At 65.4% G+C, this 12,814-nt stretch carries 11 protein-coding genes and 1 pseudogene; 4 read left to right on the top strand and 8 right to left on the bottom strand.

Annotation, left to right across the window (positions count from 1 at the left end; all coding sequences use genetic code 11):
- Positions 1-51 precede the first annotated feature (51 nt).
- Positions 52-1,254: a 3-oxoadipyl-CoA thiolase gene (gene pcaF, locus LGN10_RS12565; RefSeq protein ID WP_226223619.1), complete on the bottom strand. Its 1,203-nt coding sequence runs from the start codon at positions 1,252-1,254 to the stop codon at positions 52-54.
- Between the two features lie 227 nt (positions 1,255-1,481).
- On the opposite strand from pcaF, the gene LGN10_RS12560 reads away from it, so the two are divergent.
- On the top strand, positions 1,482-2,270 hold the full coding sequence (locus LGN10_RS12560) for an IclR family transcriptional regulator (protein ID WP_226223617.1): 789 nt from the start codon (positions 1,482-1,484) through the stop codon (positions 2,268-2,270).
- A gap of 140 nt (positions 2,271-2,410) precedes the next feature.
- Here the strand turns inward: LGN10_RS12560 and LGN10_RS12555 are convergent, their stop codons facing one another.
- The 6 genes from LGN10_RS12555 to LGN10_RS12530 form a co-directional block, all read right to left on the bottom strand.
- Positions 2,411-3,514, bottom strand: coding sequence for a PDDEXK nuclease domain-containing protein (locus tag LGN10_RS12555; protein WP_226223615.1), 1,104 nt, complete (start codon positions 3,512-3,514; stop codon positions 2,411-2,413).
- A 378-nt stretch (positions 3,515-3,892) separates the two neighbouring features.
- Positions 3,893-5,008 carry a succinylglutamate desuccinylase/aspartoacylase family protein gene (locus LGN10_RS12550; protein ID WP_226223607.1) on the bottom strand — a complete coding sequence of 372 codons (1,116 nt, stop codon included), beginning with the start codon at positions 5,006-5,008 and terminating at the stop codon, positions 3,893-3,895.
- A gap of 151 nt (positions 5,009-5,159) precedes the next feature.
- On the bottom strand, positions 5,160-6,491 hold the full coding sequence (locus tag LGN10_RS12545) for an MFS transporter (protein ID WP_226223606.1): 1,332 nt from the start codon (positions 6,489-6,491) through the stop codon (positions 5,160-5,162).
- Positions 6,492-6,547: 56 nt separating this feature from the next.
- Positions 6,548-7,738, bottom strand: coding sequence for a M20 aminoacylase family protein (locus tag LGN10_RS12540; RefSeq protein ID WP_059582001.1), 1,191 nt, complete (start codon positions 7,736-7,738; stop codon positions 6,548-6,550).
- A 277-nt stretch (positions 7,739-8,015) separates the two neighbouring features.
- The gene (locus tag LGN10_RS12535; protein ID WP_226223604.1) at positions 8,016-8,444 is read right to left on the bottom strand and encodes a DUF3331 domain-containing protein; all 429 of its coding nucleotides are present in this window, start codon (positions 8,442-8,444) and stop codon (positions 8,016-8,018) included.
- A gap of 433 nt (positions 8,445-8,877) precedes the next feature.
- Positions 8,878-9,786, bottom strand: a complete 909-nt coding sequence (locus tag LGN10_RS12530; protein WP_059582208.1) for a LysR family transcriptional regulator — start codon at positions 9,784-9,786, stop codon at positions 8,878-8,880.
- A 121-nt stretch (positions 9,787-9,907) separates the two neighbouring features.
- Here LGN10_RS12530 and LGN10_RS12525 point away from each other — a divergent pair, with 121 nt between their 5' ends.
- From LGN10_RS12525 to LGN10_RS12515, 3 genes are read left to right on the top strand one after another with little or no spacing between them, the layout of a single operon-like run.
- Positions 9,908-10,621 carry a type 1 glutamine amidotransferase domain-containing protein gene (locus LGN10_RS12525; RefSeq protein WP_226223713.1) on the top strand — a complete coding sequence of 238 codons (714 nt, stop codon included), beginning with the start codon at positions 9,908-9,910 and terminating at the stop codon, positions 10,619-10,621.
- A 21-nt stretch (positions 10,622-10,642) separates the two neighbouring features.
- Positions 10,643-11,485, top strand: a complete 843-nt coding sequence (locus tag LGN10_RS12520) for a type 1 glutamine amidotransferase domain-containing protein (protein WP_059582205.1) — start codon at positions 10,643-10,645, stop codon at positions 11,483-11,485.
- A 59-nt stretch (positions 11,486-11,544) separates the two neighbouring features.
- Positions 11,545-12,339 carry an SDR family NAD(P)-dependent oxidoreductase gene (locus tag LGN10_RS12515; protein ID WP_104013319.1) on the top strand — a complete coding sequence of 265 codons (795 nt, stop codon included), beginning with the start codon at positions 11,545-11,547 and terminating at the stop codon, positions 12,337-12,339.
- A 277-nt stretch (positions 12,340-12,616) separates the two neighbouring features.
- Here LGN10_RS12515 and LGN10_RS12510 read toward each other — a convergent pair.
- Positions 12,617-12,793, bottom strand: a pseudogene (locus LGN10_RS12510) (amidohydrolase family protein); the annotation flags it as partial.
- Positions 12,794-12,814 lie beyond the last annotated feature (21 nt).

Raw genomic sequence — 12,814 nt, 5'->3', positions numbered from 1 at the left:
AGCGCGTCGGTGGAGCGGCGCGTACGCGGCCGCTTCACCGCATCGCGCCGGTCAGACGCGTTCGATCGCGATCGCGATGCCCTGGCCGACGCCGATGCACATCGTGCACAGCACGAAGCGGCCGTTCGTGCGATGCAGCTGGTACATCGCGGTCGTCACGAGGCGCGCGCCCGATGCGCCGAGCGGATGGCCGAGCGCGATCGCGCCGCCGTTCGGGTTCACGCGCGGATCGTCGTCGGCGACGCCGAGCATGCGCAGCACCGCGAGGCCCTGCGACGCGAACGCTTCGTTCAGTTCGATCACGTCGAACTGGTCGATCGTCATCCCGAGCCGCGCGAGCAGCTTCTGCGTGGCCGGCGCGGGGCCGATGCCCATCACGCGCGGCGCGACGCCGGCCGTCGCGATCCCCAGCACGCGGGCGCGCGGCGTCAGGCCGAAGCGCTTCGCGGTTACCTCGTTCGCCAGCAGCAGCGCGGCGGCGCCGTCGTTGACGCCCGATGCGTTGCCGGCCGTGACCGAGCCGTCCGGGCGCACGACGCCCTTCAGCTTCGCGAGCGCTTCGAGCGACGTTTCGCGCGGATGCTCGTCGCGCGACACGACCACCGGATCGCCCTTCTTCTGCGCAATCGTGACCGACACGATTTCTTCAGCCAGCGTGCCGTCCTGCTGCGCGCGCGCCGCCTTCTGCTGGCTGCGCAGCGCGAACAGGTCCTGATCCGCGCGGCTGACGTTGTAGTCGACCGCGACGTTCTCGGCGGTTTCCGGCATCGAATCGACACCGTGCAGCTGTTTCATCAACGGATTGACGAAGCGCCAGCCGATCGTCGTATCGTAGATGTCGGCCTGCCGCGCGAACGCGCTCGCGGCCTTGCCCATCACGAACGGCGCGCGCGTCATGCTCTCGACGCCGCCCGCGACCATCAACGCGGCTTCGCCCGACTTGATCGCACGCGCGGCCACGCCGACCGCATCCATCCCCGAACCGCACAGGCGGTTGATCGTCGAACCCGGCACGCCCTGCGGCAGGCCCGCGAGCAGCAGCGACATGCGCGCGACGTTGCGGTTGTCCTCGCCGGCCTGGTTCGCGCAGCCGTAGATCACGTCGTCGATCGCCGTCCAGTCGACGTCGCGATTGCGCTCGACGAGCGCCTTGAGCGGCACCGCGCCCAGATCGTCGGCGCGCACGCCCGACAGTGCACCGCCGTAACGCCCGATCGGCGTACGGATCGCATCACACAGAAAAGCTTCGGTCATCAGTGTCTCCGGTCCCGTGAAAGGCTGGGAAATGAACAGGGCGCGCCCCTTGCATTGCCCGCCGGGATGCGCTTAAATGTTCTATATACGAACATAAGATCGTGTATCGAACGTTCAACGCATCATAGGGAGTGCGGGGATGCCCTGTCAAGCGCGCGGCGCGCCGGGCGGTTGGCGTGTCGGGCCCCATGCGCTATCTTCTCGGCTGCACGACATTCCAGGCCCTCATGACAACCGACGATATTCAGACGAAACCCGGCGATTCCTATGTACAGTCGTTCGCGCGCGGCCTCGCGGTGATCCGCGCGTTCGACGCGGCGCGCCCGGAGCAGACGCTCACCGAGGTCGCGTCGGCCACCGGCCTCACGCGCGCGGGCGCGCGCCGGATCCTGCTCACGCTGCAGACGCTCGGCTACGTCGAGGCCGACGGCCGGCTGTTCCGGCTCACGCCGAAGATCCTCGAGCTCGGCTTCGCGTACCTGACGTCGATGCCGTTCTGGAATCTCGCCGATCCGGTGATGGAGCAACTGTCGGAACAGATCCACGAAAGCTGTTCGGCCGCGGTGCTCGACCGCACCGAGATCGTCTACGTGCTGCGCGTGCCGACCCGCAAGATCATGACGATCAACCTGTCGATCGGCAGCCGGTTGCCCGCGTACTGCACGTCGATGGGCTGCGTGCTGCTGTCCGCGCTCGACGACGCGGCGCTCGACGAAACGCTCGCGCAGAGCGGCATCCGCGCGCACACGCCGCGCACGATCACCGACATCGGCGAACTGAAGGCGACGATCGCGCAGGTGCGCCAGCAGGGCTGGGCCGTGGTCGATCAGGAACTCGAGGTGGGGCTGATGTCGCTGTCCGCGCCGATCCGCAACCGGCGCGGGCAGATCATCGCCGCGATGAACATCAGCGGCAACGCGCAGCGGCATACCGCGAAGCAGATGGTGAAGGAGTTTCTCGGCCCGCTGCAGCAGGCCGCGCAGACGGTATCGGAACTGGTGGCGCGGCGGGGGTGAGCGCGGGCCGTCACGCCCGCGTCGGCGGCGTGACACTTCCGGCCGGTATCGCCTTCAACACCGCGCCGATAAAGACGTCGGTCCAATAAGAAGCGCCTGCCTCCGTCAGGCCGACGCGGCCGCACGCACCGGCACGCGCGTTATCTCCGCGGCGGCCTGACGCGAGATTCCAGCATGCGCCGCGTGTTCTCCAACTCTCGTTGCAGCAACTCGGCGTCCGGCAGCATGGTTCGATAGTTTGCCGCCATGACCTTGGTTGGCAAGCCCTCCAGCGCATACCGGGCAAGCGCCTGGCCCTTGTCGGCACAGAGAATCAGACCGACGGGCGGGTTCTCGTCGGGAAGCGTCCAGTGCGCCTTGGCGTAGTTGCAATACAAGTGCATCTGGCCCACATCCGCATGGGTCAGGCCGCCGAGTTTCAAGTCGACGATGACAAGACAGCGCAGCCGGCGATGGAAGAACAGCAAGTCCACGCGATACCAGGTCTGGTCGATACGCAGCCGGCGCTGCCGCCCAACAAAGGCAAACCCGTCGCCGAGCTCGATCAGAAGATCTTCCAGTCTCTCGATCAGGGCGGCTTCAAGGTCGGACTCCGAATACTCGTCCTTCAGATTCAGAAACTCCAGCACATACGGGTCTTTGATCGCATCGTCGGGTGTGATGTCGTCCGCCGGCTTGCGTGCGTCGCCCTTGACCAGCATCGACGCCTTGTCCCTGGACAGCGCCGTGCGTTCGTAGAACTGGCTGCCGATCTGTCTGTCGAGTTGCCGCACGCTCCATCCGCCACGCAGCGCTTCAGCCTCGTAGAACCGGCGCGCCTGGTCGTCCTTGACCGACAGCAGCCGCACGTAGGCCGACCACGGTAGCGTGAACAACTGCGCCAGTTCGTCGAGCCTTCTCGGCTGTACCTGTGCCGGGGAAGAATCGCCAGACACTGTCTGGCGAATTGGCCAAGTCAGAAAGAACGACCGCATCTGCTGCAAGTTCTGACGACTGAACCCACGACCGAACCGTTCGGTGAGATCGTTCGCCAGCCGCTCGATCAACTGCTCGCCGTATCCTGCACGCCGCCGCCCTTGTTGTTCGGCCTCGACGATGCGGCGACCAATTTCCCAATAGCTCGCCGTCATCAGCGCATTAACCTTGCGGGCGGCCGCATGGCGGGCGGCCTCGAGCAATTCGACAATGCTGCCATGGACGCCGGCATAGCCGGCCGGCACGACAGCTTTTTTTGCAGTTGTCATGGAAAGCGTCCTGTTGCCGGTGGGGTTACCCCGGGGGCACAATTCAGTGATGAGGTAACGTTCGGTCTATCCGACACAAACGAAATCGCGGTCCGCGCGTAGGGCACCACATTGCCCGCATGCAGAGCACCATGCTTGTTCGCATCGACACCGTGCCCGTCGCGCGGTCGAGCGCCGTGATGAAGCGTCAGTAAGAACTGCAACGCGCGCATAAAAAAACGGGCGACACAGGCCGCCCGCGAAAACTCCAATCGCTCTGCAACATCCTTCTTGCAAAACACGGAGCGAACTCCGCGTCGCTCAATTTACGGGCGCGCGCGCGTCCGATCAATTTGACGGGAACGAAATTGCGCTCCGAATCCGTCGGACACGGCGTCGTCACGCCCCCAGCAGCACCCCCTTTCGCACCGGCACCGTGCCCGTCACGCGCCCGAGCGGCGCCCCGGCCGTCACGAAGCGGATCGCGCGCTGCATGTAGAACACGCCGTCGGTCGCGCTCGATATCGTCGTGACCGCATCCGTCAGCGGATCGACGATGTCGAACAGCGGATCGCCGGCGCGGATCATCGCGCCGATCGGCGCACGGTGCACGAGAATCCCGCTCACCGGCGCGTAAAACTGCTCGCTGCCCGCGAGCGGCGTGGCCGGCGCGGCCAGCGGCGGCAGCGGCGCGCGTTCGCCGCGCACCGCGCCGCACCAGACGAGATAGTCGACGAGCGCGCCGGCGTCGCGGCGCGCGTAGTCGTACGTCACGTCGCGCTGGCCGCGACACTCGACCGTCACGGCCACGGTACCCGCCGCCATCGGCGTGCCGGACGGCAAATGCGCGCGCAACCGTGACCACAGCAGATGATGCGCATCGTCGAACGCATTCCCGCCCGAATCCTCCGCGAGCAGCGACACCTCCGCGCCGAGATAACGCGCGAGCGGCTCCACGTCCGGCCACGCGGTGTCGCTCGTGTACACGTGCATCACCGCTTCGAGCGAGCAATGCAGGTCGATCACGACGTCGGCGTCGTGCGACAGTTTCAGCAGCGCAAGCTGCAGCGCATCGAATTCGGTGCGCGGCGCGATTTCATCGAGCGCCGCGCCGACGCATTCGCGCACGATCGCGCGATTGCGCACGCCGTCGTCGCCCAGCCGGTCGCGCGCACGTGCGGCGATCTCCGCGAGCGGCAGGAAGCCGCGATTGAAGTTGCGGCCGGTCGCGAGATCGAACCGGCCGATGAACTGCCCGAGCAGATGATGATTGAGGCCGACCGGGTTGGCCACCGGCACGAGCACGATTTCGGCCGCGAGCCGGCCTTCGGCGTCAAGTTGCGCGAGGCGCTGCTTGAGCATGACCGCGGCAAGCATCGCGGGCGTCTCGTCCCCGTGCAGCGCGGCCTGCAGGTAGATCTTGCGGCCGCAGTCGGCCGGCCCGAAATGAAAGCTCGTCAGCGTGCGCTGCGTGCCGATCGACGGCGACAGGAGCGGCGTGGTGCGAATCTGCATCGATGATCCTGAACCGATGAAAAGGGGAATCGGGAGAACGAGCCAGCGCGGCGCTCAGTCGCCGTACGGGTTGAAATCGAAATACTGCTCCGCGATCCAGCGGTGCGCGGACGGTAGGCGCGCATGGCCGCGCCGCCACCCGCATCGCGCGTCAGTCCAGCGATTCGCGCGCCGTCTCGCGCAGCATCGCAACCGCGATCAGCGACAGCACCACGCATGCGGCCACGTAGCCGGCCGGCGCGAGCTTGCTGCCGGTCGTCTTCACGAGCCACGTCGCGATCAGTTGCGCGGTGCCGCCGAAGATCGTCACCGCGAGCGCATACGCGATCGAGATGCCCGTCGCGCGCACGTGGCGCGGCAGCGACTCGCACATCAGCGCCATTTCCGACGCCGAGCCGAGCGAATAGAACAACAGCATCAGCGCGGTCAGCGGCAGGATCACCGACAGCGTCGGATGATGGTTCATCAGCCAGAACGCCGGAAACAGCAGCGCGACCAGCACGCCGCGGCCGACGAAGATCGGCAGGCGCCGGCTGCCGAGCTTGTCCGACGGCCAGCCGAACAGCGGGCACGTGACCAGCATCACGCAGCCCGACGCGACGCCGACGAACATCGACAGCTTCATCGGCAGGCCGAGCGTATGAATCGCGTAGGTCGGCATGTAGAAGGTCAGGATGTAGGTCGACACCGTGCCGCCCATTACCGTGAGCATCAGCAGCACCACCGTGCGCGTGTGCTTCGAGAACAGTTCGTGCAGCACGCCGCGCTCGATGCCGTGATGACGGTCGCCGGGCGCGTCGTCCGCGAGCCGGCGACGCAAGAACATCCCGACCGGCGCGATCAGCACGCCGACGAGGAACGGCAGCCGCCAGCCCCAGCTTTCCAGCGCGTCCTTCGTCATCGTGTTCGACAGCAGCGCCGCGAACCCGGAGCCCATCAGCGCGGCGCCGCCCTGCGTCGCGAGCTGCCAGCTCGCGCGGAACCCGCGGCGCGACGTGCCGCCCTGTTCGAGCAGCGTCGACGTCGCCGCGCCGAATTCGCCGCCCTGCGAGAAGCCCTGCAACAGCCGCGCGAACACGACGAGCAGCGGTGCGGCCACGCCCACTTGCGCATGGGTCGGCGCGATCGCGATCAGCCCGGTGCCGAGCGCCATCAGCATGATCGTCAGGTTCAGCGCGGCCTTGCGCCCCTTGCGGTCCGCGTAGACGCCGAGCACGACGCTGCCGAGCGGCCGCGTGAAGAAGCCGGCGGCGAAGGTCGCGACCGACAGCAGCAGCGACGTGGTCGGGTCGCTCGACGGGAAGAACAGCTTGCCGATCAGCACCGCGAAGAAGCCGTACACGGTGAAGTCGAAGAATTCCAGCCAGTTGCCGATCACGGCCGCGGCGATCGCGCCGCGTCGCGTGACGGCAGGCGCGCCGCGCGCATCGCCTTCGACGGCGCCCGTCGACGCGGGGTGCAGCGCGAGATGCTCTTTCTGCATCGCTATCCTCTCCTGTCAAAGCAGCCGGAAGCGCCGGCCGCACGCCGCCGCCGCGATCACTGCCCGAGGTAACGCTCGACGAGGCGCGTCCAGAACGCCGCGCCGATCGGCAGGTTGCGATCGTTGAAGTCGTATTTCGGGTTGTGCACCATGCAGCCGTCCTCGCCTTCGCCGTTGCCGAGCCGCACGAACGAGCCCGGCCGCTGCTGCAGCATGAACGCGAAATCCTCGCTGCCCATCAGCAGGTCGGTCTGCTCGACCACGTGCGCATCGCCGACGAGTTCGCGTGCGACTTGAGCCGCGAAGTCGGTTTCGGCATCCGAATTAATGACGACCGGATAGCCTTCGATGTATTCGACGTTCGCGGTCGCGCCGTAACTCGCGGCCTGCGTTTCGGCCAGCTCGGTGATGCGGCGCTTGAGCAGCGCGCGCACTTCCGGGCTGAACGAACGCACGCTGAGTTCGAGGCGCGCGCCGTTCGGAATCACGTTGTTCGCGGTGCCCGCGTGCATCGAGCCGACCGTGACGACCGCCGGCTGCGACGGGTCGACGTTGCGCGCGACGATCGTCTGCAGCGCCATCACGATGCTCGCCGCGACGACGACCGGATCGACCGTCAGGTGCGGCCGCGCCGCATGGCCGCCGACGCCTTCGATCGTGATGATCGCCTTGTCGCCCGCCGACATGAACGGGCCGCGCCGCGTGAGAAACACGCCCGGCGCCGCGCCCGGATGGTTGTGCATGCCGAACACGGCGTCGCACGGGAAGCGCTCGAACAGGCCGTCGTCGATCATCTTCTTCGCGCCGCTGTCGACGCCGTGCTCCTCCGCCGGCTGAAAATACAGGTGTACGGTGCCGGAGAAGTTGCGCGTCTTCGCGAGATGCTGCGCGGCGCCGAGCAGCATCGTCGTATGGCCGTCGTGGCCGCATGCGTGCATCTTGCCGTGCGTGCCGCTCGCATACGGCAGGCCGGTCGCCTCGACGATCGGCAGCGCATCCATGTCCGCGCGAATGCCGATGCTGCGCGCGCCGTCGCCCACGCGCAGCGTGCCGACGACGCCCGTCTTGCCGACGCCGCGCGTCACCTGCCAGCCCCATTGCTCGAGCTTGTCCGCGACGAGCGCGGCCGTGTCGTGCTCTTCGTATGCGAGTTCCGGATGGTGATGGATGTGGTGACGGATCTCGCGCAGCCCGCCGGCGGCGGGCATCAGATCCTCGACTTCGGTGAATCGGGTATCGGTGGTCATCAAGGGGCTCCTGCCGTTCGTCTGCGCACGCCGGGCGAGGCGTGCGGGAAAGCGAGCCACTATATCGAGCCGATATCGGTTCAATAAGATGCGGAATTTTTCACCGTGATAACGTATTTTAATCAGGGTTAACGCGGCCTGACGGGTCACAACCGTGGCTTTCGGTCAGATACGGGTACGGCTTTCGATTAGATCCGGCTATGGCTTCCTCACGCATCGCTGAAACGCCCGTAACCGAAATCCCGTCCGAACGAAGCTTGCCCAAGTCTCGTAGACATCAACGATTCTCTTCCGCTTCGTGGAGCGCCGACGCAAGGATCATCGCGTCGGCATTGAGCGGCCTTGGGCGGCCACGGGGCTGATAGACGGCGTCACCGGGCAGGACCGACCGGCCGCTGATCGCACACACCGCGCTGGTGCGAGCGCGGGTTGCATGCCACGCCTGATCACCATACGAACAATGCGTCGAATCGTGCCATGCCATCGTTACCGCTGTCGCGCTCACGCGGTCGACGAACCTCACCGAGACGGTCCGCCGCTCCGCGGCGGTCGTCCGCAGGCGCAACCGACGTTCCGTCCGGTGTGCACTCAACGACTCGCTCGAAGACGCGAACGATCGCGCATCGTCGCTTCGGCACAATTGGAGAAGCAGACCCAGCGTCTGCTTCCATGGATCCACCGCCATCACGTCAGTCGCGGAATTCATCGTTATCCTCGTTGCGTCGGTACGTTGACTTGTTTTTCTCCCGGCGCGCGCCGCACAAGGCGCGCGATTCGAGCAGCAGCAGCCGTGCACGCACGATGCGCCTACGCATCAGATATTCATGAGGCCGCGAGCCGTAGAACAAAAATGAAACTGTCACCGTTCGCGAGGTAAAGATGTCGCCTCGACGCTCGGCGCCGGCGGTAAGCAGCCATCTTTGTAGCTCGCCAATGCGTCACCTCGCAACGCTCGTCTTCATTCAGCACGAGTTCCGCCTTCGGTCGTCCAGTCGCCATGTTGACGTCCCACGTTCCGTTGACGTCAACATACAGCGTCAACACGGACCAGTTACCGACGGAACGGGACGCTGGCATTGGACGACCGTGGCGCCGGCCCTTCCACCGCGTGCCACAGCGCAGAACGTATCGCAATCGCTTCAAGCCTCGCCCGTCGACGCGACCAACATGTCGATCAAGGTGCGGGACGCGGCCGACAGGCGGCGATGCGGTGCGTAGACGACTGAAAACGGCCGTGTGCGCCCGCGCAGATGGGGCAATACCTCGACGAGATTTCCGGCCCGGATCCGATCCTGGACGATGAAGTCATAGGTCTGGCAGATACCGGCGCCACTCTGCGCCATCGACACGACACCGAGCACGTCGTCGGACACCGCGACGTTCGAAGCCGGCAGCCAATCGATGTCGCGATCGCCGTCACGGAATACCCAGGGCGCGATACGGCCGCTGCTGGGCAGCATGAACGGCAAACAAAGATGGTGCTCCAGGTCGGCCACGTTTCCGGGCGTGCCGGCGTGGGCGACGTACTCGGGCGACGCGACAAGGCACAGCGCCGCATCCTCGAGCTTGCGCGCGACCAGACCGCTGTCCGGCAATTCGCCCAGACGGATCGCCAGGTCGAAACCTTCGGCCACGAGATCCACGTTCCGGTTCGCGATGTTCAACTCCACGCGAACGTGCGGGTGTTCTCGCGTGAACCGTCGAAGCAGCGGCGGCAGACGATAGTGCCCGTACGTCGTCGGTACGCTCAGCCGGACATGGCCCGTCAACGTACCGCCGTGCCCCTGAATGGCCCGCTCGGCGTCATCGATCAGCAAAAACGCCGCGCGCGATTGCTCCAGATAGAGCCTGCCGTGCTCCGTCAGGCTCAACCGCCGCGTGGAACGACGCAGCAACTGCGTGCCCAGCCGGGCCTCCAGACGTGTGATGGCCCGGCTCAACACGGAAGGCGTGCTCCCCAATGCGACCGCACCGGCAGTCATCGAGCCTTTTTCGACCACCGTCACGAACGCTTCCACGTCACCGAGATGGTCGAATTTACGCGCCATCTTGTCCTCCAAAGAACAAAAGCTTTACTTTCGCGCCAGTTTATCTTCATCGATGAGCCAAATAAAGTGCGTGCGTCGTGACTGCATCGTCGAGTCACCCGTTGAAATCCAGGAGCACAGCATGAATGGCGAACATCGCGAGCGGCAGCATCTGCAGGTTCTATTCGTACTCACGAGCCACGCGAAGAAAGGCTCAACCGGCGAGCCGACCGGTTTCTATCTCGGCGAAGTGACTCATCCGCTGGCTGAACTGCACGCGGCCGGCATTCCCGTCGAATTCGCATCGATTCAGGGCGGCGAACCGCCGGTCGACGGGCTCGACCTGACCGATGAAATCAATGCGCGCTATTGGAACGACCGCGATTTCCGCGACGCGCTCCGCCACACGCAGCGGCTGGGCGACGTCGATGCGTCGAAGTATGCCGCTGTCTTCTTTGCCGGCGGCCACGGCGCGATGTGGGACTTTCCGGGCAATCCCGACGTGCAGAAAGTGACCCGCGACATCCATGACGCGGGTGGGGTGGTCGGCGCGGTGTGTCATGGGCCGGCCGCACTGGTCGACGTGAAGCTCGGCGACGGTACATATCTCGTCGCCGGCAAGAATCTGAGCGCCTTCACGGACGAGGAAGAACGGGAGGTCCAGCTCGATCGCGTCGTCCCGTTCCTGCTCGCGAGCACCTTGAAGCAGCGCGGCGCACTTCACCATCCCGTGCCGAACTGGACCGCCAAGGTCGTCGTCGACGGACGGCTCGTGACTGGCCAGAACCCGCAGTCGGCCGCCGGCGTGGGCGCCGCGATGCGTCATCTGTTGCTCGCCCGTTCACGACAAGCTTGAACCTTCCCGATGGAGAAAACGATGTATTCGATGCGCAAGCTCGCCGTTGCGGCAATGCTCGGCATTGCCGCGTGCGGCGCTCACGCGGCCAACGTGCTCGTGGTGTTGTCGGATTCCGATCACCTCGACCTGAAGGATGACAAGGTCTTCGCGACGGGCTTCTACCTGAACGAGCTGATGCAGCCCGTGAAGGCGCTGCTCGATGCCGGCCATCAGGTGACCTTCGCCACGCCGGAGGGCAAGGCGCCGACGCTGGACGTCACGTCGGCCGACAAGATGTACTTCAACGGCGACGACAACGCGATGCGCGACTATCGGGCCTTGCTCGACCGGCTACAAATCACGTCGCGCACGCATTCCCCGGTGATCAGCCTGTCGCGGGTGGAGCAGATCGGCTACGCGCACTTCGATGCCGTCTATGTTCCCGGCGGCCATGCGCCGATGCAGGACCTGTCGACCAGTGCCGCCGTGGGCAGATTGCTGGCCGACTTTCACGCGCGCGGCAAGACCACGGCGCTCGTTTGCCACGGCCCGATTGCGCTGCTGTCGACGCTGCCCGATGCGCCGGGCTTTGTACGAAAGCTCGCGGCGGGAAACGCGGGCGATGGCGACACGAAATGGATCTACGCCGGCTACCGGATGACGGTGATCAGCAACGCGGAAGAAGAGCAAGCCAAAGGGCTGCTCGGCGGCGGCGCGATGAAGTTCTATCCGCAGACTGCATTGCAACGCGCGGGTGGAATCTACAGCAGCAACGCGGTGCCGTTTACCGCGCACATGGTCACCGACCGTGAATTGATCACCGGACAGAATCCGGCGTCGGCGCTGGACGTCGCCGGCGAAATGCTGAAGCGGCTCAAGTAGTCATGCCGTGCAATCGACCGGCAATGCCGGTTACTCGATGAGTAAAGGAGAAGCAAACCGTGGATCTGCAACTTGAAGGAAAAACTGCGATCGTCACCGGTGCCACTGCCGGCATCGGCATGGCCATCGCGCGAACGTTGGCCGCGGAAGGCGTCGCGGTCACGATCACGGGGCGGCAACGAGACAAGCTCGACGCAGCCGTCGCGGAGCTCTGCGCTGCCGCGCCGCGCGGCAGCGTACGCGGCGTCGTCGCCGACGTGAGCGGCGACCGAGGCGTCGCGGAGCTGATCGATGCACAGCCGGACACGGATATTCTCGTGAACAATCTCGGCTACTACGAAGCCAAGCCGTTCGCGGAGATCACCGATGACGACTGGCTGCGAATGATCGACGTCAACGTGATGTCGGGTGTCAGGCTGTCGCGTCATTACTTTCCTCGCATGCTCGCGAAGAACTGGGGGCGAGTGATTTTCATGTCCAGCGAAGTCGGCGCCTTCACGCCGCCGGACATGGTGCACTACGGTGTCAGCAAATCGGCTCAACTCGCGGTTTCGCGCGGAATGGCCGAACTGACGAAGGGAACCGGCGTGACCGTCAACAGCGTACTGCCATCCGCCACGCGATCCGAAGGCATCGTCGCATATCTTCGGCAAACCGCGCCACGGCCCGGTATGACCGATGCGGAAATCGAATCGCACTTCTTCGACACGTATCGTCCGAGCTCGCTGATTGCCCGCATGATCGAGGCCGACGAGATTGCCGCGATGGTGGCGTTGCTCGCCAGTCCTTTGGGTGCGGCATCCAATGGCGCCGCGGTGCGCGTCGAGGGCGGCACCTACCGGTCGATTCTCTGAGATGGCACGCGAAGTGCATCGACGCCAGGCGATACCATCGAAGAACAGGCCGATCGGATAAGCGATACGCGGTTTTGGGTTGCCGTCTTTTTCGATGGCGAGCGAAGTCGCCGTCGCAACCCGTACCAGATCGTCGAAGCGGGTATCAGGTGGAATGGGCCTTGCGTTATGAGCACGACCGCGTGGGTGCTTGCACCGTCCGCCTTCAAACGTATCCCCCGATTGCGGGGGACATCGTTTTGTTGGCGGCTTCAAGTTTCGCGACATCCTCCCCGCGCTATGCGAATCCGTACAGCTTCGCGGGATTGGTGACGAATATCCGTTGCTGCCAGTCCGCACGCCCGATCCAGCCCGCGATCACGTCCAGCATGTTTGCATCGTCGGGCTTGTCCGTCTTCTGCGTGGGGTGCGGCCAGTCGGTGCCCCAGAGCATGCGCTCCGGCGCCATGTCGATGCCGCCGGCAACGAACCGCCC

Source organism: Burkholderia sp. AU32262 (assembly GCF_020419985.1).
Lineage (GTDB): Bacteria > Pseudomonadota > Gammaproteobacteria > Burkholderiales > Burkholderiaceae > Burkholderia > Burkholderia semiarida.
The sequence above is the reverse complement of the archived record's forward strand: the minus strand, read 5'-3'. Positions and strand labels throughout refer to the sequence as shown.

Coding starts and splice junctions, on each gene's coding strand:
- LGN10_RS12525 (WP_226223713.1), top strand. CDS start 9,908: ATGAATGGCGAACATCGCGAGCGGCAGCATCTGCAGGTTCTATTCGTA.
- LGN10_RS12520 (WP_059582205.1), top strand. CDS start 10,643: ATGTATTCGATGCGCAAGCTCGCCGTTGCGGCAATGCTCGGCATTGCC.
- LGN10_RS12560 (WP_226223617.1), top strand. CDS start 1,482: ATGACAACCGACGATATTCAGACGAAACCCGGCGATTCCTATGTACAG.
- LGN10_RS12540 (WP_059582001.1), bottom strand. CDS start 7,738: ATGACCACCGATACCCGATTCACCGAAGTCGAGGATCTGATGCCCGCC.
- LGN10_RS12535 (WP_226223604.1), bottom strand. CDS start 8,444: ATGAATTCCGCGACTGACGTGATGGCGGTGGATCCATGGAAGCAGACG.
- LGN10_RS12530 (WP_059582208.1), bottom strand. CDS start 9,786: ATGGCGCGTAAATTCGACCATCTCGGTGACGTGGAAGCGTTCGTGACG.
- LGN10_RS12555 (WP_226223615.1), bottom strand. CDS start 3,514: ATGACAACTGCAAAAAAAGCTGTCGTGCCGGCCGGCTATGCCGGCGTC.
- LGN10_RS12545 (WP_226223606.1), bottom strand. CDS start 6,491: ATGCAGAAAGAGCATCTCGCGCTGCACCCCGCGTCGACGGGCGCCGTC.
- LGN10_RS12550 (WP_226223607.1), bottom strand. CDS start 5,008: ATGCAGATTCGCACCACGCCGCTCCTGTCGCCGTCGATCGGCACGCAG.
- pcaF (WP_226223619.1), bottom strand. CDS start 1,254: ATGACCGAAGCTTTTCTGTGTGATGCGATCCGTACGCCGATCGGGCGT.